Origin of the sequence: Pseudarthrobacter sp. 902506025 (assembly GCF_040702325.1) — a bacterium.
GTDB lineage: Bacteria > Actinomycetota > Actinomycetes > Actinomycetales > Micrococcaceae > Arthrobacter.
Window position 1 is genome coordinate 17797 of the sequence record NZ_JBFBKW010000007.1, and the last position, 24185, is coordinate 41981.

Annotated in this window: 23 protein-coding genes; 12 read left to right on the forward strand and 11 right to left on the reverse strand. The window is 67.1% G+C overall.

Annotated features, from left to right (window positions below):
• Positions 1-56 precede the first annotated feature (56 nt).
• Complete coding sequence (locus AB0280_RS13620; RefSeq protein WP_224024612.1) at positions 57-806, forward strand: 3-hydroxybutyrate dehydrogenase; 750 nt, start codon at positions 57-59, stop codon at positions 804-806.
• A gap of 4 nt (positions 807-810) precedes the next feature.
• Here the strand turns inward: AB0280_RS13620 and AB0280_RS13625 are convergent, their stop codons facing one another.
• Together AB0280_RS13625 and AB0280_RS13630 are read right to left on the reverse strand one after the other, a co-directional pair.
• Positions 811-1074, reverse strand: a complete 264-nt coding sequence (locus tag AB0280_RS13625; protein WP_159633755.1) for a hypothetical protein — start codon at positions 1072-1074, stop codon at positions 811-813.
• A 167-nt stretch (positions 1075-1241) separates the two neighbouring features.
• Positions 1242-1616 (reverse strand): winged helix-turn-helix transcriptional regulator, encoded by a 375-nt coding sequence (locus tag AB0280_RS13630; protein WP_159633752.1) that lies wholly within the window; start codon positions 1614-1616, stop codon positions 1242-1244.
• Between the two features lie 121 nt (positions 1617-1737).
• Here AB0280_RS13630 and AB0280_RS13635 point away from each other — a divergent pair, with 121 nt between their 5' ends.
• On the forward strand, positions 1738-2601 hold the full coding sequence (locus AB0280_RS13635) for an SDR family oxidoreductase (protein WP_366367527.1): 864 nt from the start codon (positions 1738-1740) through the stop codon (positions 2599-2601).
• A gap of 76 nt (positions 2602-2677) precedes the next feature.
• On the opposite strand, the gene AB0280_RS13640 is transcribed toward AB0280_RS13635, so the two are convergent.
• Positions 2678-4150: an amino acid permease gene (locus AB0280_RS13640; protein WP_307487685.1), complete on the reverse strand. Its 1473-nt coding sequence runs from the start codon at positions 4148-4150 to the stop codon at positions 2678-2680.
• 229 nt (positions 4151-4379) lie between these two features.
• On the opposite strand from AB0280_RS13640, the gene AB0280_RS13645 reads away from it, so the two are divergent.
• The 5 genes from AB0280_RS13645 (at position 4380) to AB0280_RS13665 (ending at position 10945) form a co-directional block, all read left to right on the forward strand.
• The gene (locus AB0280_RS13645) at positions 4380-6011 is read left to right on the forward strand and encodes an HNH endonuclease signature motif containing protein (protein WP_366367529.1); all 1632 of its coding nucleotides are present in this window, start codon (positions 4380-4382) and stop codon (positions 6009-6011) included.
• 136 nt (positions 6012-6147) lie between these two features.
• On the forward strand, positions 6148-6990 hold the full coding sequence (locus AB0280_RS13650; RefSeq protein ID WP_307487690.1) for an IclR family transcriptional regulator: 843 nt from the start codon (positions 6148-6150) through the stop codon (positions 6988-6990).
• Positions 6991-7147: 157 nt separating this feature from the next.
• On the forward strand, positions 7148-8845 hold the full coding sequence (gene hutU / locus AB0280_RS13655; RefSeq protein ID WP_307487692.1) for a urocanate hydratase: 1698 nt from the start codon (positions 7148-7150) through the stop codon (positions 8843-8845).
• A 99-nt stretch (positions 8846-8944) separates the two neighbouring features.
• Positions 8945-10537 carry a histidine ammonia-lyase gene (gene hutH, locus AB0280_RS13660; RefSeq protein WP_275182280.1) on the forward strand — a complete coding sequence of 531 codons (1593 nt, stop codon included), beginning with the start codon at positions 8945-8947 and terminating at the stop codon, positions 10535-10537.
• A 162-nt stretch (positions 10538-10699) separates the two neighbouring features.
• Complete coding sequence (locus AB0280_RS13665) at positions 10700-10945, forward strand: hypothetical protein (protein ID WP_159633722.1); 246 nt, start codon at positions 10700-10702, stop codon at positions 10943-10945.
• Positions 10946-11021: 76 nt separating this feature from the next.
• On the opposite strand, the gene AB0280_RS13670 is transcribed toward AB0280_RS13665, so the two are convergent.
• Positions 11022-11279 (reverse strand): hypothetical protein, encoded by a 258-nt coding sequence (locus AB0280_RS13670; RefSeq protein WP_224024637.1) that lies wholly within the window; start codon positions 11277-11279, stop codon positions 11022-11024.
• Between the two features lie 205 nt (positions 11280-11484).
• Here AB0280_RS13670 and AB0280_RS13675 point away from each other — a divergent pair, with 205 nt between their 5' ends.
• The gene (locus tag AB0280_RS13675; protein WP_275182278.1) at positions 11485-12366 is read left to right on the forward strand and encodes a fumarylacetoacetate hydrolase family protein; all 882 of its coding nucleotides are present in this window, start codon (positions 11485-11487) and stop codon (positions 12364-12366) included.
• Here the strand turns inward: AB0280_RS13675 and AB0280_RS13680 are convergent.
• The 4 genes from AB0280_RS13680 to AB0280_RS13695 form a co-directional block, all read right to left on the reverse strand.
• A complete protein-coding gene (locus tag AB0280_RS13680; protein ID WP_159633713.1) occupies positions 12363-12755 on the reverse strand; it encodes a universal stress protein in 393 nt (130 codons plus the stop codon). The genes AB0280_RS13675 and AB0280_RS13680 overlap by 4 nt on opposite strands.
• A gap of 69 nt (positions 12756-12824) precedes the next feature.
• Positions 12825-14363 carry a tripartite tricarboxylate transporter permease gene (locus AB0280_RS13685; protein ID WP_366367531.1) on the reverse strand — a complete coding sequence of 513 codons (1539 nt, stop codon included), beginning with the start codon at positions 14361-14363 and terminating at the stop codon, positions 12825-12827.
• Positions 14364-14867, reverse strand: a complete 504-nt coding sequence (locus tag AB0280_RS13690) for a tripartite tricarboxylate transporter TctB family protein (RefSeq protein ID WP_366367532.1) — start codon at positions 14865-14867, stop codon at positions 14364-14366. It abuts the gene before it with no gap.
• Positions 14864-15874, reverse strand: coding sequence for a Bug family tripartite tricarboxylate transporter substrate binding protein (locus AB0280_RS13695; protein WP_307487702.1), 1011 nt, complete (start codon positions 15872-15874; stop codon positions 14864-14866). The genes AB0280_RS13690 and AB0280_RS13695 overlap by 4 nt, the downstream gene beginning before the upstream one ends.
• Positions 15875-16185: 311 nt before the next feature.
• Here AB0280_RS13695 and AB0280_RS13700 point away from each other — a divergent pair, with 311 nt between their 5' ends.
• The gene (locus AB0280_RS13700) at positions 16186-17766 is read left to right on the forward strand and encodes a sensor histidine kinase (protein ID WP_366367658.1); all 1581 of its coding nucleotides are present in this window, start codon (positions 16186-16188) and stop codon (positions 17764-17766) included.
• Positions 17763-18428: a response regulator gene (locus tag AB0280_RS13705; protein WP_224024643.1), complete on the forward strand. Its 666-nt coding sequence runs from the start codon at positions 17763-17765 to the stop codon at positions 18426-18428. Before AB0280_RS13700 ends, AB0280_RS13705 begins: the two co-directional genes overlap by 4 nt.
• A gap of 54 nt (positions 18429-18482) precedes the next feature.
• Here AB0280_RS13705 and hutG read toward each other — a convergent pair whose 3' ends face one another.
• Positions 18483-19436: a formimidoylglutamase gene (gene hutG / locus AB0280_RS13710; protein ID WP_366367535.1), complete on the reverse strand. Its 954-nt coding sequence runs from the start codon at positions 19434-19436 to the stop codon at positions 18483-18485.
• A gap of 196 nt (positions 19437-19632) precedes the next feature.
• On the opposite strand from hutG, the gene AB0280_RS13715 reads away from it, so the two are divergent.
• The gene (locus AB0280_RS13715) at positions 19633-20937 is read left to right on the forward strand and encodes a cation:proton antiporter (protein ID WP_364398978.1); all 1305 of its coding nucleotides are present in this window, start codon (positions 19633-19635) and stop codon (positions 20935-20937) included.
• An 80-nt stretch (positions 20938-21017) separates the two neighbouring features.
• On the opposite strand, the gene AB0280_RS13720 is transcribed toward AB0280_RS13715, so the two are convergent.
• Positions 21018-22460: an NCS2 family permease gene (locus AB0280_RS13720; protein ID WP_159633691.1), complete on the reverse strand. Its 1443-nt coding sequence runs from the start codon at positions 22458-22460 to the stop codon at positions 21018-21020.
• Between the two features lie 111 nt (positions 22461-22571).
• On the opposite strand from AB0280_RS13720, the gene AB0280_RS13725 reads away from it, so the two are divergent.
• Positions 22572-23225, forward strand: a complete 654-nt coding sequence (locus AB0280_RS13725) for a copper resistance CopC family protein (protein ID WP_307487710.1) — start codon at positions 22572-22574, stop codon at positions 23223-23225.
• Positions 23226-23280: 55 nt separating this feature from the next.
• On the opposite strand, the gene AB0280_RS13730 is transcribed toward AB0280_RS13725, so the two are convergent.
• Positions 23281-23916 carry an NAD(P)-binding protein gene (locus AB0280_RS13730; RefSeq protein WP_159635870.1) on the reverse strand — a complete coding sequence of 212 codons (636 nt, stop codon included), beginning with the start codon at positions 23914-23916 and terminating at the stop codon, positions 23281-23283.
• Positions 23917-24185: the final 269 nt, after the last annotated feature.

Sequence of the window (24185 nt, forward strand, 5' to 3'; positions counted from 1 at the left end):
GGGGCGTTTGACCGGTTGGGCGCACAAGTCGTTGGCTGTACACAAGGAGAACTGCAATGGACAACACATTGAATGGACGCAAGGCGCTGGTCACCGGCGGAGCCAGCGGAATCGGGGCCGCGTGCGTGCGCGCACTTGCGGCGCGGGGAGCCAAAGTGGTGGTGGCCGACGTCGACGCCGCCGCTGCTGCGGCCCTCGCCGATGAGGTGGGCGGGAGTGCCTGGGAAGTGGACCTGCTGGATGTCGACGCCCTGGCCGCACTGAGCCTGGACTGCGACATCCTGGTCAACAACGCCGGCATCCAGCGCATCAACCCCATCGAGGAGTTCGATCCTGCGGACTTCCGCCGGATCATCAGCCTGATGCTGGAGGCCCCGTTCCTGCTCATCCGGGCCGCCCTGCCGCACATGTACGCCAACAACTTCGGCCGCGTCATCAACCTGTCCTCGGTGCACGGCCTCCGCGCATCTCCGTTCAAAAGCGCGTATGTCTCCGCCAAGCACGGTCTCGAAGGACTCAGCAAGGTGACGGCACTTGAAGGGGGCCCGCACGGTGTTACATCGAACTGCGTCAACCCCGGATACGTGCGCACGCCCCTGGTGGAGAAGCAGCTCGCGGACCAGGCCAAGATGCACGGAATCCCGGAGTCCGAGGTCCTCGCGAAGGTGATGCTCACCGAAGCCGCCATCAAGCGCCTGGTCGAACCGGACGAGGTAGCCTCCCTGGTGGCCTGGCTGGCGTCCCCGGATGCCGGCATGGTCACCGGTGCCAGCTACACCATGGACGGCGGCTGGTCAGCCCGTTAGTACATCAGTCCAGGGGCTTGACCAGCCGGTGGTCAAAGAAGAAGACGCCGTACGGGGTCTTCACTCCCACTGACCGGCGGTCCTGCCACACGACGACCCCTTCGCGCCTGCCGCTGAAGGGGTCGTCGCCTATGACCGTGTCCCCTACCCGGTAAGGGCAGCGGGGGCTGAAAACCGTCAACGTCCGGCCCCATGCCCCCGAAAGGGCAGCCCCGAGGCTGACGGGCCGGCCCATGCCGGCAAGATCCTGTACGTAGTCCTTGGCCATGCGACCAACTCCTCCGAGCGGCAGCCCGCCGCCTGCTAACGGTGCTGGTTGGCGGAACGCTCCCAGCAGAGGATGGTCCTCCCATTCCGGCCGCCACCGTACGCCCACGCTATGCGCTATTCACACCAGTCACACCAGTAACAGGTACTCGAGTTTGGGTGCCGGTACTACTTGGCCTTCCCGGTCCCGTTGATGATCTCGTCGGCGTTGTCGAACGCCCAGGCCACCAGCGGCACCAGCAGCGCGCTCAACTCGTAGCCCCGCTCGGTGAGGCTGTAGTCAACCCGTGGGGGGATGACCGGCTGCGCGTCCCTGCTGACCAGGCCGTCGCGTTCCAGCGTCTTCAACGTCTGTGCCAGCATTTTCTCGCTGATGCCCTCGGCCCGTCGTCGTAAGTCACTCCACCGCTGCTCACCCTCGGACAGGGCCACCAGGATCAGGACACCCCATTTGCTGGTGACGTGGTCCAGCACGGTCCGGCTGGGGCACCCGGCCGCGAACACGCCGTCGGCAAATGCGGGAGGCAGGGGAGCTGCTTTCATGGCCCCAGCTTACCTGCAGGTCAGTACCTTACTTCAAAGTGCGTACTCTCTTTCGGGAAGTTATCTGCGGCCGGGCCGGTTGTGCCCACTGACAGAGTAAAAGTTCCCGAAAGGAATCATTGTGAGCATTGTTGTTACAGGCGCCACCGGCCAGCTTGGCCGCCACGTTCTTGAAGCCCTCCTGGAACGCGGCGTGCCGGCCGAAGAAATCGTCGCAGTAGGCCGGTCCGTTGAAAAGCTCGCTGACTTCGCCGGGCGCGGGGTCCAGGTGAAGGCGATGGATTACGCCGACGCCGGTTCAGTCGCTGCTGCCCTGAAGGGTGCCAAGCGCGTGCTGCTGATCTCCGGCAGCGAAGTGGGACAGCGGGTTGACCAGCACCGCACCGTCATCGAAGCCGCCAGGGCCGAGGGCGTGGAACTGCTTGCCTATACCAGCATCGCCAACGCTGACACCACCGCCATGTTGCTGGCCGACGAGCACAAGGCCACCGAAGCCCTGCTGCGTGAATCGGGTGTTCCTTTCGTGCTGCTGCGCAACGGCTGGTACCTGGAAAACTACACCGAACAGCTTCCCGGGACCCTCGCGCAGGGCGCCGTTGCAGGAAGCGCCGGTGACGGCAAGGTCAGTGGTGCCTCACGGGCCGACTACGCCCATGCAGCCGCCGCGGTCCTGGTGGCCGACGACCAGGCCGGCAAAGTCTACGAACTGGGCGGCGACGACGCGTTCAGCATGGCCGACCTCGCATCGGAGATCAGCGCTGCGACCGGTAAGTCCATCAGCTACAACGACCTGCCCGCGGGGGAGTACGCAGGCCTGCTCGCATCCGTGGGCGTGCCGGAGGCTTTCGCTGAAATCCTTGCGGACTCCGACCTTGGCATTGCGCGCGGCGATCTCCTGGTCAGCACCGGCGACCTCCGCCGGCTGATCGGGCGCCCGACGACGTCCCTTGGCCGGGCGGTCAGGGCCGCCGCTGCTGCCGCTTAGGACGGCGGAACGCCAAAGGTGCCCGGCCCCATGAGGGGCCGGGCACCTTTTTTGTTGTGCTTGCCGGGGCGCGGCGTTATTCCCTGCCGACCACCGGCAGCGGCGAGGTCTCGTCCTCAAGGTGGGCCCGCCGTCGTCCGTCACCCTTGATCCACAGGCGGTACGCCAGGACCAGCAGGCCCAGCCACACGGCGCCCACGTACAGTGCGATCCGGGTGTCCTCGAAGGCACCCAGTACGGCGATCACCAGAGCCATGAACGCGATGGTGAGGACAGAAGCGGCCGGCCACCACGGCGAGGGGAATTCCGACGCCGGCAGACCCATCCGCGCGATTTCCCGCTTCATGGCCACGTGGGACGCCAGGATCATCACCCACACCCAGACGGTGGCGAAGGTGGCGATGGACGCAATAACGAGAAACACGTCCTCCGGGATGACGGCGTTGAGGACCACGCCCACCAGCAGGATCCCGGCCATCATGACCACGGTCATCCAGGGGACTCCGTGCCGCGAGACCTTCCCGAAGGCTGCGGGCGCGTGGCCCTGGTTGGAGAGTCCAAAGAGGATGCGCCCGGCGCCGAAGATGTCGCTGTTGATCGCAGAGAGGGCGGCCGTGATGACCACCGCGTTGAGGATGTGCGGTGCGGCCGGGATGCCGAGGCTGCTGAAGATCTGGACGAACGGGCTGCCGCTGGTGCCCACCTGGTCCCACGGGAAGAGACTCATCAGGACTCCCAGGGTCAGGACGTAGAACAGCAGCACCCGCACCGGCACCGTGTTGACGGCCTTGGGGATGACCTTCTTGGGATCTGCTGCCTCGCCGGCTGTGATGCCCAGCGTCTCGATCCCGCCGAAGGCGAACATCACCACGGCGAAGGATGCCAGCAGGCCCTCGAAGCCGTTCGGGAACAGGCCGCCATGCTCAACGAGGTTGCCCAGGCCGGGCGCCACGGTGGAGTCCGCGGCCTGGAAGCCGAACACGATGATCGCGGCGCCGCCGGCGATCATGGCAATAATGGCCGCCACCTTGATCAGCGAGAACCAGAACTCCAGTTCGCCGAAGACCTTGACGCTGAGCAGGTTCAAGGCCGCCAGGAAGCAGATGACGGCCAGGATCCAGATCCAGCGGTCCACCTGCGGGAACCAGAACCCCATATAGATGCTGAACGCTGTGACGTCGGCGATGGCGACGATCGCCATCTCGAACACGTACGTCCAGCCGGTCACGAAGCCGGCCAGGGGGCCAAGATAACGGCTCGCATACTGGCTGAAGGAGCCCGACACCGGGTGCCGCACCGCCATCTCGCCCAGGGCCCGCATCACCATGAACACCGCGGCGCCGCCGATGATGTAGGCCAGCAGGACGGCCGGCCCTGCCTTTTGAATCGCCGAGGCGGAGCCGTAGAAGAGGCCCGTGCCGATGGCCGAGCCCAGGGCCATGAAGCGGATGTGCCGGACATTGAGGCCCCTGTTGAGGACTTGTCCGACGACGGCTGCCGGCTTTTGCGTTTCCACCGGACTTTGGGTCCGGGTTGGGGTGGGTTGCATAGAGTTACCTTCTCGTCTTTGGGAGGGGAGCCGCTAACCAGCAGACCATTTCCGGCCCGTTCGTGATGAGGCTCACGGAGGCTTGGTGTCTTCGGTTCCAGACTGTGGGCAGTGAGATGCGTTCGACGGCGGCACGCGGATTGACGCGCTGAGGCACCATCCGCTGCAGAGGGCCTGGCGGCCGGCAGCCCCCGGCGTGAATGTCAGTGGGTCGATGGATGATGTCGGTATGGGAATCGGCGGTGGTGCTGAGGTGGTCTTGGAGGGCGTTCGTTCCTCTGTTGCTGCCCTGGATGCGCTCACTCTTGAGGACCAGAACCTTGAAGATGCTGCAATGGCCGCCGCGAGTGCCGGTGTGGATGTGTTGCAGCGGCGGTATGAGATCCGGCTGGAACGGCTGGAGCTTATGGCTCGGCTGGAAGCGCAACTGGCCGCGGTGAAAGCGGAGACCGCTGCTGAGGCAGTGGAGTTCCAGCAGGCGATGACGTCGCCGGACGCCTCGATCCAGGACCGCGCTTACGCTGACATGTCGGTGGTGGAGGAAATCGCCGGGGTCCTGACCATCAGCTCCGCGGCAGCAGGGGCGTTGGTGGAGCACTCACGCCGGATCTGCTCCCTGCCGCCCGTTATGAACGCCCTGTCCGCGGGCGCGATGTCCTGGCAGCACGCCCGCATCGTTGCGGACGAAACCGAGAGCCTCGATTGGACTGGTGCTGCTGCGCTGGTGGCGCATTTCTTCGACCCGGCCGCACCCCAGCCCGCCCGCGGCGCCGCCCCCGGCGAGCTTGTCCCGTCCCGGTTCCGGGCCAAGGTGCGTGGTTGGCGTGAGCGCCACCATCCGGAATCGATCGAGAAGCGCCATGTAAAGGGCGTGGCCGACCGGCGGATGGAATGCACCCCCGACCGGGACGGTATGGCCTGGGTCTCCCTCTATCTGCCCGGGGACACCGCCTGCGCGATCTGGAACCGGACCACCGCCACCGCGCGCGGCCTCCAGGGCCCCGACGAACCCCGCACCCTTACCCAACTCCGCCCCGACATCGCCGCATCGCTGCTCCTCGGAGCCGGGCAGGTTGCGGGTGAGGGGTCCACCGGCACCGCCCCGGGCGCGCAGGGTGTCACCGGGATCGGGAAAGTCCCTGCGCCGCGGGCCGATGTCCTGGTCACCGTGCCCGTGTTCGCCCTCCTCGGAGTGACCGATGAACCCGCCGTACTGGATGGTTTCGGACCGATCCCGGCGTCCATGGCACGGAAACTTGTCGCCGACGGGGCGGACTCGTTCTACCGGGTCCTCGTCGACCCCCGCGACGGGGCACCACTGGAAATCGGCCGGAAAAACTACCGGCTCACCGAAACCATCAAACGCTGGATCAGGCTGCGCGACACCAAGTGCACCTTCCCCGGCTGCACCAACCGCACCCCCGACAACGAAACCGACCACCTACGAGCGTGGGAACACGGCGGCACCACCGGAACCAGTAACTTGGCCCAACTCTGCCCCAAACACCACCGGCTCAAACACCACACCAGATGGACACCGGACCCGGCCACCAAGAATGAACCACCCGGCTGGACCTCACCAACGGGCAGGCACTACAGCCCAGAACACCCCGACCCCGAACCAACCCACTGGCCACAACGGCTCCTGGCGTTGTTCGGCGACGCCTCGGAACGGGAGACTTCAGCCGGGGCACTGCAGTGGCCGGACGGGTACGTGCCCGAACACCTCGGCTTGCTTGAGGAGCTAAGCGTCCCCGATGATCCTGGTCCCTCCGAAACTGAACTGGCGGCTGACCCTTTCCCTGAATGGTCTCTGTTCCTGGACTTTGAGGACCTGGAAGCGCCGGTTCTCTTGGGCTGAGCGTGCCGAGTCCCGGGAGCGTTTGTCTGGTATTTCAGACGATAAGGTTCAAAATGAGTCGCCCCGGGCTCCCGTAAGGACGCAAGCTTAAGTACGGGATACCGGACAGAGCTAGCCAGAAAGACACTTCCACTTCATGAGCACTGCACTAAGCGCCGCAACACCAAACGCCGAAGCCCAGGCTCCCCGGGTGTCCGCAAAGGCATCGTCTAAGGTTCCAGCCGCAGAAAACACACTGCGCATCCTCAAACTGCTGGCTTCCAGACGGGGGCCGATGGCGGCCTCGCAGATTGCCTCCAGCCTGGACCTGCCCCGCTCCAGCGTGTACCACCTGCTGGGGGTGATGGAGGCGAATGGCTTCGTCCTTCATCTCCACGAGGAGCAGCGGTACGGCCTTGGCATCAGCGCCTTCGAACTCAGCTCCGCCTACTCCCGGCAGGAACCGCTGTCCAGGCTGGGCCGGCCCCTGCTCGCCAGCCTGGTGGATGCGATCGGCGAGAGCGCCCACCTTGCCGTGCTCCATGGCCGGGACGTGCTGTACATCGTCGAGGAACGGGCCAAGAACCGCCCGTCCCTGGTGACCGACGTCGGCGTCCGCCTTCCCAGCCACCTCACGGCCAGCGGCCGCGCCATCCTTGCCGCCCTGCCCAAGTCCCAGGTCCGGGCGCTCTACCCCAACGCCGCCGCCTTCAGCGCGCGGCACGAGGTGGCGGGCGCCATCATGAAGTACTCGGCGCTTTCCTCGCACCTGGACCAGGTCAGGCAACGCGGGTATGCCACCGAGCACGGCGAGGTGACCCCGGGCTTCGGTTCCATCGCCGCCGCCGTCACCGACCACCTGGGCTGGCCCACTGCCGCTGTCGCGGTCACCTTCCTGGAAGACAAGTTGGCCCCGGAGGAATGGCCGGCGCTGGCCGCCCGGGTCCAGAAGGTGGCTGATGAGCTCTCGGTCCGGATCCACGGACGCCCCACCAAGTAAAAGCTGTCAACCATAACCCCTTGGCAGCAGGCCTCGGGCGCGTCTGGCATCCCGGACAGCACCCATGCAAAAGCCCTGTGAAGCCCTTCCTGGAGGGGCTTTAGTGGATACAGAACTTCTTTCCTCCGTCAGACACACCACCCAGAAGGAGCCCACCATGGCACCCGCCGATTTCACCACCGGTGCCCGCCCGGTCAAAGCAGCCCGCGGCACCGAGCTCACCGCCAAGTCCTGGCAGACCGAAGCGCCCCTGCGCATGCTGATGAACAACCTGGACCCCGAAGTGGCAGAACGCCCCGACGACCTGGTGGTCTACGGCGGCACCGGCCGCGCCGTCCGCTCCTGGGCCGCCTTCGATGCCATCACCCGCACCCTGCAGACCATGGAAAAGGACGAAACCCTCCTGGTTCAGTCCGGCAAGCCCGTGGGCGTGTTCCGCACCAACGAATGGGCACCCCGCGTGCTGCTGGCCAACTCCAACCTTGTCGGCGACTGGGCCACCTGGCCCGAATTCCGCCGGCTCGAGGCCGAGGGCCTCATGATGTACGGCCAGATGACCGCCGGCTCCTGGATCTACATCGGCACCCAGGGCATCCTGCAGGGCACGTTTGAGACCTTCGCCGCGATCGCCCGCAAGCTCACGGGCGACGAGAACGGCACCCTCGCCGGCACCCTGACCCTGACCGGCGGCTGCGGCGGCATGGGCGGCGCCCAGCCGCTCGCGGTCACCCTGAACGAGGGCGCCTGCCTGATCGTCGACGTCGACGAATCCCGCCTGCGCCGCCGCGCCGGCAAGCGCTACCTGGACGAGGTGGAAACCGACCTCGACGCCGCCATCGCCAAGGTGCTCAAGGCCAAGGAAGAGCGCCGCGGCTGGTCCGTGGGCTACGTGGGCAACGCCGCCGAAGTCTTCCCCGAAATCCTGCGCCGCCACAAGGCAGGCGAGCTCACCGTGGACATCGTCACCGACCAGACCTCGGCACACGATCCGCTGTCATACCTGCCCGAGGGCATCACCGTGGACGAGTGGCACCGCGAGGCTGCAGCGGATCCGGAAGGCTTCACCAAGAAGGCCCAGGCCTCCATGGCCCGCCACGTGCAGGCCATGGTGGAATTCCAGGATGCCGGCGCCGAGGTCTTCGACTACGGCAACTCCATCCGCGACGAGGCCCGCAAGGGCGGCTACGAGCGAGCCTTCGAGTTCCCCGGCTTCGTTCCCGCCTACATCCGGCCGCTCTTCTGCGAAGGCCTGGGCCCGTTCCGCTGGGTGGCCCTCTCCGGCGACCCCGAGGACATCCGTGTCACGGACGAGGCCATCAAGGAGCTGTTCCCCGAGAACAAGCACCTGCACCGCTGGATCGACGCAGCCCAGGAACGGGTGGAATTCGAAGGCCTGCCGGCCCGCATCTGCTGGCTGGGTTACGGCGAACGCGCCAAGGCCGGCCTGCTGTTCAACCAGCTGGTCAAGGAGGGCAAGGTCAAGGCCCCCATCGTCATCGGCCGCGACCACCTGGACTCCGGTTCCGTCGCCTCTCCGTACCGCGAAACCGAGGCCATGGCTGACGGCTCGGACGCCATCGCCGACTGGCCCATGCTGAACGCCCTCCTGAACACGGCCTCCGGCGCCACCTGGGTCTCCCTGCACCACGGCGGCGGCGTGGGCATCGGTCGCTCCATCCACGCAGGCCAGGTCTCCGTCGCCGACGGCACCGACCTCGCCGCCGAAAAGCTCGAACGCCTCCTCACCAACGACCCCGGTATGGGCGTCATCCGCCACGCCGACGCCGGCTACGAGAGGGCCCTCGACGTCGCCAAGGAACGCGGTGTCCGCATCCCCATGCAGGAATCCCGCTAACCGAGCCCCAATTCCACATCGATTGCTCCGTAGGTGCCGTTATGACCCCTCAAAAGGGCGCTTACGGAGCAGTCGATGAAACAACACAAGGAACTTAAATTGACCACGATTACCCACGAACCGCTCACTGTCACCCTCGGGTCCGTCGGCGTCACGCCCCAGGATGTTCTCGCCGTCGCGCGCCACGACGCCAAGGTCACCATCGCCCCGGAAGCCCTCGAAACGGTGGCGAAAGTCCGCGCCCACATCGACAGCCTGGCCTCCAGTGATACACCTGCCTACGGCATCTCCACCGGCTTCGGCGCCCTGGCCAACCGCCACATCCCCAACGAGCTGCGCACCCAGCTGCAGAAATCGCTGATCCGCAGCCACGCGGCAGGCATGGGTCCGGCAGTTGAGCGGGAAGTGGTCCGCGGCATCATGTTCCTGCGCGCCAAGACCCTCGCCTCGGGCCGCACGGGCGTCCGTCCGGTGGTCCTGCAGACCATGGTGGATGTCCTCAACGCGGGCATCACCCCGGTGGTCCGCGAGTTCGGCTCGCTGGGCTGCTCCGGCGACCTCGCGCCGCTGTCGCACTGCGCCTTGGTCCTGATGGGCGAGGGGGAGGCGGAAGGGCCCGACGGCGTCACGTACGGCGGGCGCGGTGAGCGGCCCGTCGCCGAGCTGCTTGCGGAGCACGGCATCGAGCCCGTCACCCTCGCTGAAAAGGAAGGGCTTGCGCTGGTGAACGGCACCGAGGGCATGCTGGGCATGCTCCTCATGGCCATCGCGGACCTGCGCCAGCTGCTGGCGACGGCGGACATCACCGCCGCGCTGAGCGTCGAGGCGCTGCTGGGCACCGACCAGGTGTTCCTGCCCGAGCTGCACGCCGCACTGCGGCCTCACCCGGGCCAGGCGGCCAGCGCGGACAACATGCTGCGCGTGCTCTCGGATTCGCCCATTGTGGCCTCCCACAAGGTGGGCGACTCGCGGGTCCAGGACGCCTACTCCCTGCGCTGCGCCCCGCAGGTGGCCGGTGCCGTCCGCGATACCGTGGACCACGCCGAACTGGTGGCAACCCGGGAACTGGCGGCAGCCATCGACAACCCCGTGGTGCTTCCCGACGGCCGCGTCAGCTCCAACGGCAACTTCCACGGCGCACCCGTGGCGTACGTCCTGGACTACCTGGCTATCGCCGTCGCCGACCTCAGCTCCATCGCCGAACGCCGCACCGACCGCATGCTTGACCCTGCCCGTTCGCACGGCCTCCCGGCCTTCCTCGCTGCCGACCCGGGGGTGGACTCGGGCCTGATGATTGCCCAGTACACCCAGGCCGGCCTGGTCTCGGACAACAAGCGGTTGGCCGTTCCGGCATCCGTGGACTCCATTCCGAGCTCCGCCATGCAGGAGGACCATGTGTCCATGGGCTGGCACGCGGCGCGGAAGCTGCGCAAAGCCGTGGAGAACCTCCGCCGCGTCCTGGCCATCGAGCTGGTGACCTCCGCCCGGGCACTGGACATCCGCACGCAGCTCTCGGGCGGCGTCCTCACTCCCGGACCTGCGGGCACCGCAGTGGTGGCAGCGCTCCGCGGCGTGGTGGAAGGTCCCGGAACGGACCGTTTCCTGTCCCCGGAACTGGAAGCGGCTGACCGGCTGGTCGCCTCAGGTGACGTGCTCCGGGCAGCCGAATCCGCCGTCGGGCCGCTCGCCTGACACCGAAGGATCTTCAGGGCCTGCTGCGCTTCCGTCGGAAGTGCGGAATATCCGGCGCCACTGCCCTCCCTGGCGCCTGGAGTGTAGTAGAACTGAAGGTGTAGTGAAAGTCACATCAAAGAGGCTGTGGCGGCAGAACGATACAAAGGGGTAGAAGTTCACATGAAAGCACGTGGGGCAGTCCTGTCGAGGCGCAATGCCCATTCCGCCGCGGTGTCCAACTGGAAGTCACTCCAGGCCGGGGACCGCGTCGAGATCATCAAGCATGCACATGTAGTGGCAGCCGGGGAGGTGGAAGAGGTGTCGCAGAGCGGCAACGTCCTCTGGCTGGTGCCGGCGGGCCCGTCAGGTCCGGCGGAGAAGGAGCTTTTCCTGAAGTCCGACGGCGTGCAGGTCCGCCGCGGCTAGCAGCCCACCGGCAGCGCCGGCACTAAAAAGTCCCCGCACGCCTTAACGGTGTGCGGGGACTTTTTTGTGGTTTTGGTCAGGCGGCGATGGATTCGTACGTTTCGCCAAACGGTACCGATTCGTCCAGGGCTACGGTGTAGCGTCCCGGGTGCAGCCTGGTAACCAGGATGCCGCACGCGGCTTCCTGTGCTGCAACCTCAATCAGTTCGGCCACCGCCTCTTCCAGTCCGGCGTGGACCTCGCTGGCGCTGGAGAACTCCAGGCTGATGGACCGCGGGGCGGGCCCTTCGGGGGTCTGGGCGGCGGGGACGCGCTCCAAGGTGGCTGTAGTCATGTACTGAACTTTCTGTGTTTCGTGCCAGGATGGCTCCATCATTCTACCGGCTGCTTCCGTTATATGTCAGATGACTGTCCTTTGGAAGCCCCTGGGATGCGGTCACAAAGCGTTCCGTTCCCGGCCGCTCAGCAAAATCCGGGAGCATGGAAGCGGGTGCCCAGAGGGCCTGAAACCTGTCGGAACAGCTTGAGGAGAATTCGGTATGAAAATCATGCGCCTGGGCGAAAGTGGCAGCGAGCAGCCTGCCGTCGTGGTCCCCTCCGCGGACGGCGTTGACCGGTATTTCAGCCTGCTGCCCATCACCGATGACGTGAACGGCGCGTTCCTTGCCGCCGGCGGCCTGGACAAAATCCGGAAAGCCCTGGAGGCGGGGGAGCTGCCGGTCCTGGAAGGTGCCGCTGCGCTCCGCGTTGGTTCCCCCGTGGCCCGGCCTGGCTGCGTGGTGGGCATCGGGATGAACTACGCCGCCCACGCCGCGGAATCGGGGGCGGAGCCGCCCACCATTCCCGTGGTCTTCCTCAAGCCCAGCAACACGGTCACCGGCCCGTTCGACCCCGCCCCGCTTCCACCCCGCTCCACGCAATACGACTGGGAGGTGGAGCTGGGCATCGTGATCGGCAAGGAGGCCAGCTACCTCGGTTCCACCGAGGAGGCCGCCGCCTGCATTGCCGGCTACGTCACCGCCAATGACTTTTCCGAACGGGAGTACCAGCTGCCCGGAGCCGCCGGCCAGTGGACCAAGGGAAAGTCCCTTCCCGGGTCAACGCCCCTGGGTCCGTGGCTGGTCCCTGCAGGGGAGACCGACGGCGGCAGCCTGCGGCTGCGCAGTTGGGTGAACGGTGAGCCCCGGCAGGATTCGACGTCGGCAGAGCTGATTTTCGATGCGCCCACCCTGGTCCATCACTGCAGCCAGTACATGCGGCTGGAGCCGGGCGATGTGATCCTCACCGGAACGCCGCAGGGGGTGGCCTTAAGCGGCCGTTTCCCCTACCTCCAGCCCGGGGACGTGGTGGAGGTAGAGGTGGAGGGCCTGGGCCGCCAGCGCCAGGAGCTGTACCGGACGCCGGCGGCCACTGCGGTCTAGCCCGCTTTTACCGCCAGGACCGGGCAGTCCGCTTCAAGCAGGATGCGCTGTGACGTGCTGCCCATGATCAGCTTGCCCACCGGGGTGCGGCGGCGCAGGCCGATCACGATCAGGTCGGCTTTGTGCTCCTCGGCGGCGTCCAGCACCTCGGCGGCGGCGTCATGGCCGCGGACGGGCCGCTTGACCAGGTACTGGATGCCCTGGCTGGCCAGCCGCTGCTCAATGTCGTGGATGTCGCCTTCCTGGGCGAAACGGTTGTCCACGGTTGCCTCGCCCTTGGAGGAGTTGATCAGCACCAGGGTGGTGTTGCTCTTCCGCGCTTCGGCGATGGCCTGGGTGAGGGCAGCTTCGCCCTCGGGGGTCGGGACGTATCCCACAACAACGGTCATGGTTGCTCCTGTTCTGCGGAGTGGATGGGGCGCTGTTCAGTTAACTGGTCGGGCCAGATCCTGGCCGGTTCAGTCACTGTAGTCCGCAGCGCCGGAATTGGCGGGAACCAGCGGTTTGCGCTCCGGACGGTTGCGGCGGATCAGCTTGTAGGCAAAGGGCCAGGCCAGGATGAGGGCAATGATGACATAGATGCCGACGGCGATCGGCTCACCCAGGAGCCCTGCCGGGTCCCCCGCGCTCAGCTGCAGGGTCTTGCGAAGCTGCCCTTCGATCCGCGGACCCAGGATCACGCCGAGGATCAGCGGCAGCACGGGAAGGCCGAAGCGCCGCATCATGAACCCGAGTGCGCCCAGGATCAGCAGGATCACCAGGTCGAACGCCTGCAGGTTCACCGAGTAGGCGCCCAGGGTGGCGAAGAACAGGATGCCGGCGTACAGGTACGGCCGGGGCAACTGCAGCAGCTTGGCCCACAGCGGTGCCAGGGGCAGGTTGATGATCAGGAGCAGCAGGTTGCCGATGAACAGGCTGGCGATCAGGGCCCACACCAGGGGCCCCTCGCTTTCGAAGAGCTGCGGACCCGGCTGGATCCCGTAGCTGGTGAAAGCGGCGAGCATCACGGCTGCGGTGGCATTCGTGGGCAGGCCCAGCGCCAGCATGGGGGTCAGGGTACCGGCGGCCGCAGCGTTGTTGGCTGCTTCCGGACCGGCCACGCCTTCGATGGCGCCCTTGCCGAACTCTTCGGGGTGCTTGCTGAGGCGTTTTTCCGTCACGTAGGACAGGAACGTGGGGATCTCTGCGCCACCGGCCGGCAGGGCACCGAACGGGAAGCCGAAGGCGGTACCGCGCAGCCACGGCTTCCAGGACCGCTTCCAGTCGGACTTGCCCATCCAGGGCTGGCCCACCGGGATGGCGTGCAGGGGAGTGCGGCGCAGGTGTGCCGCCACCCAGAGTGCCTCGCCCACGGCGAAGATGGCAACGGCCACCACCACGATGTCCAGGCCGTCCGCCAGGAGCGGCTGGCCGAACGTCAGGCGGCGCTGGCCGGTGACGGAATCCATTCCCACCAGGCCGATGGCCAGGCCGAGGCCCAGGGAGGCGAAACCGCGCAGCCGCGACGAGCCGAGCACGGCCGTGACGGCCAGCAGTGCCAGCACCATGATGGCGAAGTAGCTGGGTGCGCCCAGGCTGACGGCGAACTTCACCACGATCGGTGCGCAGACGGCCAGCAGCGCCGTGCCAATGGTGCCGGCAACGAAGGAGCCGATTGCCGCCGTCGCAAGCGCCTGCGCCGCCCGGCCCGCCTTGGCCATCTTGTTGCCTTCGATGGCGGTGACCACCGAGGACGATTCACCAGGGGTGTTGAGCAGGATCGAGGTGGTGGAGCCGCCGTACATGCCGCCGTAGTAGATGCCGGCGAACATGATGAAGGCGCTGGTGGGTTCCAGCGCGTAGGTGACGGGAAGCAGCAGGGCGACGGTCATGGCCGGGCCCAGGCCGGGGAGGACGCCGACGGCGGTGCCCAGGATGACGCCGATCACGGCGTACAGGAAATTCATGGGGGTGAGGGCGGTGGCGAAACCGTCCATCAGGGAGGACCAGACGTCCATTTAGAGGATTCCTTCCAGGAGGCCGGCCGGCAGTGCGATGCCAAGGCCGAGGTAGAAGCCGTAGAAGGTCAACAGGGACAGGGCCACGGAGATCAACCCGTCCCGGACAAAGTGGCGGCTGCCCAGGGCCAGGACGCTGCCCCAGAACAGGACCGTTCCCGAGATCACCCAGCCCGCCCAGTCGATGAGCAGGATGTTCAGGATGAAGGCACCCGCCAGCGGCAGGACGGTCTTCCAGTCGGCGGGGTGCGCCAGGTCGACGTCCTTGCCGCCCTCGGCTTCACCCTTGCCGCCGCGCAGGACGTTGACGGCCAGCAGGATTGCGCAGACCACCAGCATCCCGGCCACGATGAAGGGGACGGTTTTGGGCCCAACCGGATCAGACTTCGAATACGGGGTTACCAGGCCGTTGGCGTCAAGGAAGACCAGGACGCCGGCCGCCCCGAGCAGGAGTGCAACTCCCAGCTCGGAGCGGCCTTTGAGACCTGTGGTCAGGGATGTCACGCCAACCCAAGCTTGGTGAGGACGTCCGCCACCCGCTTGTCCTGCTCGCTGAGGAAGGTCTTGAACTGGTCGCCTGTGATGAAGGCATCGGTCCAGCTGTGGGTCTTCAGTGCTTCCTTCCAGCCCTCAGTGCCGTGCATCTTCTCCAGGGCTGCGATCAGTGCCGCCTTGTCCTTGTCGCTGATTCCCGGAGGGGCCACCACGCCACGCCAGTTGGTGAACACCAGGTCGATGTTGGATTCCTTGAGCGTGGGTGCGTCCACGCCGTCCAGGCGCTTCTCGCCACTGGTGGCCAGAACGCGGACTTCGCCGGATTCGATCTGCTTCAGGTATTCGCCGGCGCCGGAGGCGGCAAAACCGAGCTTGTTGCCCAGGATCGCGGGAAGAAGGTCGCCGCCGCCGTCGTAGGAGACGAAGTTGACCTTGGTGGCGTCGATGCCCACGGCACCCGCAAGCTGCATGGGCAGCAGGTGGTCCGGACCGCCGGGGGAGGAGCCGCCGCCTACGGCGATGGAGCCGGGATCGGCCTTCCAGGCCTTTACCAGGTCATCGATGGTCTTGTAAGGCGAATCCTTGCTGACCATGATGGCGCCGGGCTCTTCGATGAGGCGGGCCAGCGGGGTGGTGTCCGTCAGCTTGGACTCGGACTTGTTGGTGTAGCTGGCACCCACAACGCCCAGGCCCATCAGCATGGCAAGGTCGCCGTTGCCCTTTTCGTTGACTATCCGGGCCAGGCCCACGGTGCCGCCGGCACCGGCCAGGTTGAAGACCTCGGTGTTGGTGGAGATCTTCTCGTCATCGAGGACCTTCGCAGCGGCGCGGGCGGTGGTGTCGTAGCCGCCGCCGGGCGTGTTCGGGACCATGATCTGCAGGCCGGTGATGGGTCCGGCGGCAGCGCCGGAGCTTTCCGAGCCCGTGGAGCTCTTGCTGGTGGCACCGCAGCCGGTGGCCATCAGGGCGATGCCGGCAGCAACGGCGGCAACGCGCAATGCGCGGATCTGGCGCATGTGTTCCTCTTCTCTCAAAAACAAATCTGGCCAGCACCGGCTGCCTGGTGGCTCCGGTGCCTTGTGGTTCCGATGCTAGGGGCGGCAGTGACGGCGATCACTCTTGTGTACGCAGAGAAAGTTGTGTTCATTGCGTTCACGTTTCCGAATCCCCACAACGGCCCTGCTGCGGGCTTTGGGATATAGTTCCCGGTACCACCTCAGGCCCCCGCGCCCGTATTCCTGCGCGCACCACGGCCTCCCACACGCGCAGGACAACTTCTTGCCCTGCCCGCAACCCCAGGAAGACCATTGTGACTCGACGACGAGGAATGTCCCTCGCGGGCCAGTACCTTCTGCTGCAGTTGCTCATCGTCCTGGCCGTCCTGGTGGGCGTCGTCGCCATCTCCCTGGCGCAGTCCGCTGCGGCGTTCGAACGGATCGAGGGCCGGCGCGCCCTCTCGGCAGCGGAAGCCCTGGGCGGCAACCCCGTGGTGCGTGAGCTCCTCCCGGAGACGGAACCGCGCGGCGGGGCAGTATTGCCCGCGGTGGCCGAGTCCGTGCGGATCGTCTCCGGCTCATCCCGGGTGGCGCTGGCACGCATCGACCGCACCGTGGTGGCGTCCTCGGATCCCAGCCTGCTGGGCCTGCCGCTGGAGCTGGGTGCAAGCAGGGTGATGGAGGGCCGCGCCTGGACGGGCGTGGTGGGCGGAACCCCTGCGCCGCTCCTGTCCGCCCATGTTCCGGTCCTGGATGACACCGGGCGCATGATCGGGATCGCCTCCATCAGCCGGAACTATCCAACGGTGCTCGAACGCCTGGGCGACGCCGTCCCCAACCTCCTCACCTACCTGGGGGTGGCGAGTGTCCTGGGCATCGCCGGGTCGCTGCTGCTCTCGCGCCGCGTCAAGCGGCAGACCCTTGGCATGGAGCCCAGCGAAATCACCAGCCTGGTGGAAAACCGCGAGGCCATGCTGCACGGCCTCAAGGAAGGCGTCGTGGCACTGGACCTGCACGAACGGATCACGGTGGCCAACCACAGCGCGCGGGCCCTGCTGGGCCTCCCGCCCGACTGTGTGGGCAAGCGCGTGGCGGCCCTCGCCGTCGAACCCGCCCTCAAGGAAGTCCTCACCCGGGAGCAGCCGGGGCCCGACCAGCTGGTCCTGGTGGGAGACCGGCTGGTGGTGATGAACCGGGTGCCGTTCCAGTCCCGCGGCAGGGTCATCGGCTCGGTGACCACCCTGCGTGACCGGACAGAGCTATCGGAACTGGAACACGAACTCGGCACCACCCGCACCGCCACGGACACCCTTCGCGCCCAGGCGCACGAGTTCGCCAACCAGCTCCACGTCATCTCCGGCCTGATCCAGATCGGCGAGTACGATTCCGTGGTCCAGTTCGTCAACGGTGCCACCGTGGACCGGACCCGGCTCAACGACGAAGTGACCGCCCGCATCAAGGACCCGGCGCTCGCCGCCCTGCTGATCGCCAAATCGAGCCTCGCCACCGAACGGGGCGCGGCACTGCAGCTGGACCCGGAATCCGTGCTGGACACCGTCGATGACGGGCTGTCCCGGGACCTCACCACCGTGGTGGGGAACCTGGTGGACAACGCGTTCGACGCCGTCACCGGGCTTCCGCAGGCAGCCGTCCGGGTGCGGGTGGACGGCACAGCCGGGGAAGACGTGGTGGTCACCGTCCGGGATAACGGTCCCGGCGTCCCCAGCGGCTCCACCGACCACATCTTCCGCCAAGGCTTCACGACCAAGGAACCCGGGCCGGCCGGCAGCCGCGGTTTCGGCCTGGCGCTGTCCCGGGTGGTGTGCCGCCGGACTGGCGGAAACCTGGCTGTGGCCAACGATAATGGGGCTGTCTTTACCGCTGTGCTGAAACGAGGGAGTACCCAGCCATGATCAAGGTCCTGATCGTCGATGACGACTTCATGGTGGCCAAGGTGCATGCCGGCTTCATCCAGCGCACGCCGGGCTTCACCGTGGTGGGCGCGGCGCACACCGGCGCCCAGGCGGTCGCCGAAACCGAACGCCTCCAGCCGGACCTGGTGCTGCTGGACATCCACCTGCCTGACATCAACGGCCTGGACCTGATGCAACGCCTGCGCGCTGTTGCTCCAGAACTGGACGTGCTGGTCATCAGTGCAGCACGGGAGGTTGAAACGGTCCGGAAGGCGCTGCGCGGCGGCATTGTCCATTACCTGATCAAGCCCTTTTCCCAGACAGACCTCCAGGAGCGGCTGGAGCACTACCGCAGCGCCTACCAAAGCCTGGATGCGTCCAAGGATGTGGCCGAACAGTCGGACGTCAACCGGGTGTTCGGCCTGGACCGCGCCGAACGGCCCCTGCCCAAAGGCTGCAGCATCGAGACGCTGAAGCTGGTGGAGGCGGCACTGAACGCTTCAGCCGGTGACGTCTCGGCGGCCGAGATGGCCGAGGAGCTGGGCACGTCCAGGGTCAGCGCCCGCCGCTACCTCGAGTACCTGCACGACGAAGGAACGCTGGACGTGCGGCTCAAGTACGGGGTGGGACGGCCCGAGCGGCGGTACGTGCTCAAGGCCTGACGGGACCCGCGCCCGGGGGCGCCGCCCCGCAGGCCCGCCGCCGCGGGCCGGCCCTCAGCGCAGCAGTGTGTCAATCAGCCGGGCCGCTGTCCTGGCGGTCCGGCCGTCAATGTCGAACGCCGGATTCAGTTCCGCCACGTCCAGGTGCAGCAGCTTCCCGCTTCGGGCCACCTGCCGGCACACCGCCGAAATGACCGGAAGCGGCACGCCATAGGCTGCCGGCGCGCTGACGCCGGGGGCCACCGCGGCGGGCAGTACGTCCAGGTCGATGGTCAGGTACAGGACGTCGATCTCCGCCAGGAACCCTGCAACGAAGTCCTGGACCCGGTTGGGTTCGCAGTCCTCATCCAGCAGGTAGCGGACCCCCAGTTTGTCCGCGGTGTCGAACAGGGCCCGGGTGTTGTTCGGCTCCGAGATCCCGGCGACGGCGTACCGGAATTCGCGTCCAGCGTCCGCTTCCGCGCAAGCCATCTGCAGGAACGGCGTGCCGGAGCTGGCCACCGGCTCGTCGCGGAGGTCGAAGTGGGCATCAAGGTTCAAGACGCCCAGGCGCTGCCCGGTTTGAACCGCGGCTGATGCGCTGACGCCAAGGTAGCTGGCGTAGGCGGTTTCGTGCCCGCCGCCCAGCACCACAGTCTGGTGGCCGGCGTCGAGCAGGGCTGCCAGCACCCGGCCAAGCCGTTCCTGGCCGGCCTCCAGGTCTTCCCCGGAGACCACCACGTCACCAGCGTCGGCCACCGGTCGGTCCAGGTGGAAGGCCAGCGGGCCCAGCGCTTTCCGCAGCGCCGCCGGGGCTGCGGCTGCCCCGGTCCGGCCCTGGTTGCGGCGGACCCCCTCGTCGCTGGAAAATCCCAGCACGGCGGCGGGCTTGCGTCCGGGCGCAGCGGCCCGCAATTCATCGGAGGCGGTGACCGCCTGCCACCAGCGGCGGTGGCCGGGACCATCGCCGTCGAACCTGCCGGTCCAGGGCCGGGGCGGGACGTCGACGGCGGGAAGCTTGAGGAACATGCCTCAAGCTCACCGCATGCCGGGCACGAAAACCAGCGCCGGCGCCGTCGTCCTGTCCGGAATCCAAGAACCCGCGCAACGGGCAGGCCGGACATCGGGTGCCTGGTGCAGGGGTTAAGGTGAGAGCAGCCCACCGGTCCAGGGATGACCTGGCCGCTCCGGATCCACGCACCATTCCAGGCTGGAGAGCCGCTCCATGTTCGAAGCCCCAGATATACTCTTTGCCGCGGCCGGACTGGCCGTGTTCGTCGCTGCGGTCCTGCCCAAGCTGCTGCGTGACATGCCGCTGTCCATGCCCATGGTCTTCCTGGGTGCAGGGATGGCAGCCTTCGCGTTGATTCCATCGCTGCCCAACCCCAACCCGGTGGAACACAGCGACTTTGTCATGCACCTTGCGGAGGTCTGCGTGATCATTTCCCTGATGGGCGCGGGGCTGGCCCTGGACCGGCCCGTGGGACGCCGGCGCTGGTCCACCACGTGGCGGCTCCTGGGCATCGCCATGCCGCTCTGCATCGTGGGGCTGACCCTGCTGGGCATGTGGTTCCTGGGCCTGGGGCTCGGTGCGGCCCTGCTGGTGGCGGCCAGCCTGGCGCCCACGGACCCCGTCCTGGCCTCGGAAGTGCAGGTGGGCGAGCCTGCCGACCAGGATGAATCCACGGACAAGGAGGACGAGGTCCGTTTCGGCCTGACATCGGAAGCCGGGCTCAACGACGGGCTGGCGTTCCCGTTCGTCTACCTTGCCATTGCCATCAGCGTTGCCGGAGCGGACCCCTCCGCCTGGTTCGGCGAGTGGTTCGGGCTGGACGTGGTGTGGCGGCTGGCCGTCGGGCTCGTGGTGGGGTTCCTCACCGGAAAGCTGCTCGCCAGGCTGTTCTTCTCGGCCCGTGCCGACAGCCTGCGGCTCTCCAACCACTCGGAGGGCTTTGTGGCCCTGGCGGCGACGTTCCTGGCGTACGGGCTGACGCAGATGGTGGAGGGCTACGGGTTCATAGCGGTGTTCGTCTGTGCCGTGACCATCCGGGCCGCCGAACGGACGCACGGCTACCACCGGGTGCTGCACTCCTACGTGGAGCAGCTGGAACGGCTGCTGACCGTGGTGATCCTGGTCCTCCTTGGCGGTGCCATCGCCCGCGGGCTGCTGGCCGGGATCGGGCTTCCGGAACTGCTGGTGGCGCTTGCTTTCCTGCTGGTGGTGCGGCCGCTGGCGGGCTGGCTGGGCCTGCTGGGTGGCAAGACCGGTCCGCGGGAACGCGTGGCACTGTCCTTCTTTGGCATCCGCGGCATCGGTTCCCTGTACTACCTGGCCTTTGCCCTGGGGGAAGGCCACTTTACGGAGCAGGCGCACTGGCTCTGGTCCTTCATCGGGCTGGTGGTGGCGCTGTCCATCGTGATCCACGGCGCCACCACCTCGCCCCTGATGAACCGGCTGGACCGGCTGCGCCAGAAGAAGGCACTGGCAGTCTCCGGCGACGAGGGACTCGCCCCCAACACCCCCGTCTAGGCCCCCGGCCAGGGAAACCCCGGTGTCAACAAAAGGGCTGGTACGGCAGACGCCGCACCAGCCCTTTCCCTGCGCAGGTGTTACTTCATCCCCAGGGCCGCCTCGATGGGGCCGATGGCGAAGAACAGCGCGAACGCCGCGGCCACAGCCCACATCAGCGGGTGGATGTCCTTGACCCTGCCCTGGACCGTACGGATCAGGACGTAGGCGATGAAGCCCGCACCCAGGCCGTTGGCGATGGAGTAGGTGAAAGGCATCAGGGTGAAGGTGAGGAACGCGGGGATGGCGATGCCCCAGTCCTGCCAGTCGATCTTGCCCACCTGGGAGACCATCATGAAGCCCACCACCACCAGTGCCGGGGCCACGGCCTCGAACGGCACCAGGTTGATCAGCGGCGTGAAGAACATGGCCACCAGGAACAGCACGCCGGTGACGATGGAGGCCACGCCCGTGCGGGCGCCTTCGCCGATGCCGGCACCGGCTTCGACGTAGATCTGGTTGGAGGAGACGGAGGCGCCGCCGCCGATGATGGCACCGAGTGCGTCCACCTGGAGCACACGGTCGACGTCGGGAATGTTGCCGTGTTCATCCACCGTGCCGGCCTCGTTGGCCAGGCCCACCATGGTGCCCATGGCGTCAAAGAAGATGCTGAGCAGGATGACGAAGGCCAGCAGCGTGGCGGCCACGAAGCCGAGGTGCTCGAAGGCACCGAACGGGTTGGCCTTGCCGATCAGGGAGAGGTCGGGCGCGGCCCAGCCGGAGAACGCCGGCGCCACCAGGGACCAGCCCTGCGGGTTGAAGTTCTTGCCGTCGAAGCTGGGGCCGATGTGCAGGGTCGTCTCAAGGATGACGGACAGCACCGTGGAGGTGATGATACCGATCAGGATGGCGCCCTTGACCTTGCGCACCACCAGGGCGATGGTCAGGATCAGGCCGAACACGAACACGGCGGTGGGCCAGCCCAGGAGCTTGCCTTCGAAGCCCAGGCCAACGGGCACGGTGGTGCCTGCGACATCCGGGATGCGGCGCACGAACCCGGCGTTGACCAGGCCGATCAGGGCAATGAACAGGCCGATGCCCACCACGATGGCCGTCTTGAGTCCGTCCGGCACCGCCTTGAACACGGCGGTACGGAAACCGGTGAGGACCAGGATCAGCATGGTGACGCCGGAGAGGACCACCAGGCCCATCATGTCCGGCCAGGTGAGCCCGGGATTGGTGGCCACGGTGACAGCCACGAAGGCGTTGACGCCCAAGCCGGTGGCCAGGGCGAAGGGGTGCCGGCCCCACGCGCCCATGAGGATGGTGAGGATGCCTGCCACCAGCGCGGTCACGGCGGCCACGGCGGGGAAGCCCAGCGTGGTGCCGTTGGAGTCGGGCCCGGACAGGATCAGGGGGTTCAGCACCACGATGTAGCTCATGGCGAAGAACGTGGCGAACCCGCCGCGGATCTCGCGGGAAAGGTTGGAACCGCGCTCGGTGACCCTGAAATACCGGTCCAGGGCAGAGCCTTGCTTAAGCATTAGTCCTCCGGGGAAGTGTGTGGGGATACCTGCATCCTAAGGGAGCGGCGGGGAGTGGGCCGGCAAATTCGCCTAGTCTGTAAGGAAGCCAACACGAGGAGCAGCCCACCCATGCGCCAGGTCCGCCGCCAGTTGCTGAGCCTTGTGCTCGGCTTGTTTGTCCTTGCAGCCGCCGCGCTGGGCCTCGCTGGCCCCGCCTCCGCCCATGATGCTGCCGAGTCCACCAGCCCGGCGCAGGGGGCTGCGCTGGCTGTCCCGCCCGCCGAGGTCTCGGTGACCTTCAGCAACAAGCCGCTGGGCATCGGTTCGTCCTTCTCCATCAAGGATGCCGGCGGCACCGAATGGGCTGATGGCTCCGTGCAGATCGTGGACAACGTGGCCACCCAGAAGCTCCGCCCGGGCGGTCCGGCGGGCACGTACACAGTGGCGTGGCGCGTGGTCAGCTCGGACTCACATCCCATCGAGGGGACGTTCACCTTCACCGCGGCCTCCGGTGCCCCGGGTGCCGCCTCGTCCGGGACACCCACGGCGGGAAGTTCGACGGCGGCGGGTGCGGTCCCTGGCATGGGCACCGCCCAGCCCGGGGTCACGGAAGAGGCCTCGGAGCCGGCCGGCGCGGGCGAGCCGTTCCAGTGGAGCATTGTTATTTTTGCGGTTGTGGCCGTGGGGCTGCTGGTGGCGCTGGGCGTCCTTGCCCGCCGCCGGCTCACCGGCGACGGGGACACCGAAGATGACGGGGAGGCCGGGGACAGGGCCGCGGAGTAGCACCCGCCGGCAGGGCCGGTTCCGTCCAGCCCTGCAGCGCGTACCGGCGCCGCAGTCAGCAGCCCAGGGCAGCAAAGCTTCCCGTTGCCGGGAAGACGCCGGTGGACGGAAGGGCGCCGTCCGGGTTGACCTTGGCGGAGATTGCCTGGCCCACCGTCTTGGCCTGGCGCAGCACTTCTTTGGGCGATGGCGTGATCAGTTCGCCCACTCCCACCAGGTAGATGCCAATGGCCCGCATGGCTGCCGCCACGTTCCGGCCCACGGCAATGCCGAAGTCGTTGAGCATGCGCCGCAACTGGCTGTGGGCGCAACGGGTGAGCACGATGTGGTCCGCCACCAGGATGCCCGTGGGGGTGTGCACCTGCCACTGCGGCGCGGCCTGGTCCGGTGCTTCGAGCATGGTCAGCTGCACCGCCCGGGTGGTATTCCGCACGTCCACGCTGTGGCTTGCGGCGTAATTGCGCAGGTGGCGCAGGATCTCGTTCCGCTCGCGGAGGGTGCCGCTGTCCGCCGCATCGCAGCGCTGCAATGACGTGGTGTTCGCGGGCTGGGCCTGGCCCAGGATGTCGAGGCCGTCCACCACGATGGAGTCCACCCCATGGCGGCGCAGCTCAGCGGCCACGGCCAGTCCGGACAGGCCCGTGCCAATGACGACAGTGGTGGTCTGTTCGGTCCCGGCAATCCCAGGCATGCTTGACACTACAGTTTCCCTCCTATGGAGCTTCGGCAGGTGCCGGCATCCTCGCCGGCTCGCGTCCCGTTACCCCCAAGCACGGCCGCAGCGCATGGCCGGGACCGTCCTGACAGGAAGAATCAGTTGGCGTCCCGGACCAACAATGTCCTGAAGACTACAGAACAAATGCGGCCGTGGATAGCCCGTGAACGAAATCGTTTCCGTGGCGAGAAGGCGCTTTCCGGAACCCGGCAAAAAGCCTGTGGATAACAGGGCCCATCAGCCCC

What these genes read in the sequence shown, in the direction of transcription:
- AB0280_RS13700 (WP_366367658.1), top strand. Translation starts at nt 16,186, where the DNA reads ATGTCCCTCGCGGGCCAGTACCTTCTGCTGCAGTTGCTCATCGTCCTG.
- hutU (WP_307487692.1), top strand. Translation starts at nt 7,148, where the DNA reads ATGGCACCCGCCGATTTCACCACCGGTGCCCGCCCGGTCAAAGCAGCC.
- AB0280_RS13665 (WP_159633722.1), top strand. Translation starts at nt 10,700, where the DNA reads ATGAAAGCACGTGGGGCAGTCCTGTCGAGGCGCAATGCCCATTCCGCC.
- AB0280_RS13630 (WP_159633752.1), bottom strand. Translation starts at nt 1,616, where the DNA reads ATGAAAGCAGCTCCCCTGCCTCCCGCATTTGCCGACGGCGTGTTCGCG.
- AB0280_RS13695 (WP_307487702.1), bottom strand. Translation starts at nt 15,874, where the DNA reads ATGCGCCAGATCCGCGCATTGCGCGTTGCCGCCGTTGCTGCCGGCATC.
- AB0280_RS13730 (WP_159635870.1), bottom strand. Translation starts at nt 23,916, where the DNA reads ATGCCTGGGATTGCCGGGACCGAACAGACCACCACTGTCGTCATTGGC.
- AB0280_RS13675 (WP_275182278.1), top strand. Translation starts at nt 11,485, where the DNA reads ATGAAAATCATGCGCCTGGGCGAAAGTGGCAGCGAGCAGCCTGCCGTC.
- AB0280_RS13720 (WP_159633691.1), bottom strand. Translation starts at nt 22,460, where the DNA reads ATGCTTAAGCAAGGCTCTGCCCTGGACCGGTATTTCAGGGTCACCGAG.
- AB0280_RS13715 (WP_364398978.1), top strand. Translation starts at nt 19,633, where the DNA reads ATGTTCGAAGCCCCAGATATACTCTTTGCCGCGGCCGGACTGGCCGTG.
- AB0280_RS13685 (WP_366367531.1), bottom strand. Translation starts at nt 14,363, where the DNA reads ATGGACGTCTGGTCCTCCCTGATGGACGGTTTCGCCACCGCCCTCACC.
- AB0280_RS13650 (WP_307487690.1), top strand. Translation starts at nt 6,148, where the DNA reads ATGAGCACTGCACTAAGCGCCGCAACACCAAACGCCGAAGCCCAGGCT.
- AB0280_RS13670 (WP_224024637.1), bottom strand. Translation starts at nt 11,279, where the DNA reads ATGACTACAGCCACCTTGGAGCGCGTCCCCGCCGCCCAGACCCCCGAA.
- hutG (WP_366367535.1), bottom strand. Translation starts at nt 19,436, where the DNA reads ATGTTCCTCAAGCTTCCCGCCGTCGACGTCCCGCCCCGGCCCTGGACC.
- AB0280_RS13645 (WP_366367529.1), top strand. Translation starts at nt 4,380, where the DNA reads ATGGGAATCGGCGGTGGTGCTGAGGTGGTCTTGGAGGGCGTTCGTTCC.
- AB0280_RS13620 (WP_224024612.1), top strand. Translation starts at nt 57, where the DNA reads ATGGACAACACATTGAATGGACGCAAGGCGCTGGTCACCGGCGGAGCC.
- AB0280_RS13705 (WP_224024643.1), top strand. Translation starts at nt 17,763, where the DNA reads ATGATCAAGGTCCTGATCGTCGATGACGACTTCATGGTGGCCAAGGTG.
- AB0280_RS13625 (WP_159633755.1), bottom strand. Translation starts at nt 1,074, where the DNA reads ATGGCCAAGGACTACGTACAGGATCTTGCCGGCATGGGCCGGCCCGTC.
- AB0280_RS13725 (WP_307487710.1), top strand. Translation starts at nt 22,572, where the DNA reads ATGCGCCAGGTCCGCCGCCAGTTGCTGAGCCTTGTGCTCGGCTTGTTT.
- AB0280_RS13680 (WP_159633713.1), bottom strand. Translation starts at nt 12,755, where the DNA reads ATGACCGTTGTTGTGGGATACGTCCCGACCCCCGAGGGCGAAGCTGCC.
- AB0280_RS13640 (WP_307487685.1), bottom strand. Translation starts at nt 4,150, where the DNA reads ATGCAACCCACCCCAACCCGGACCCAAAGTCCGGTGGAAACGCAAAAG.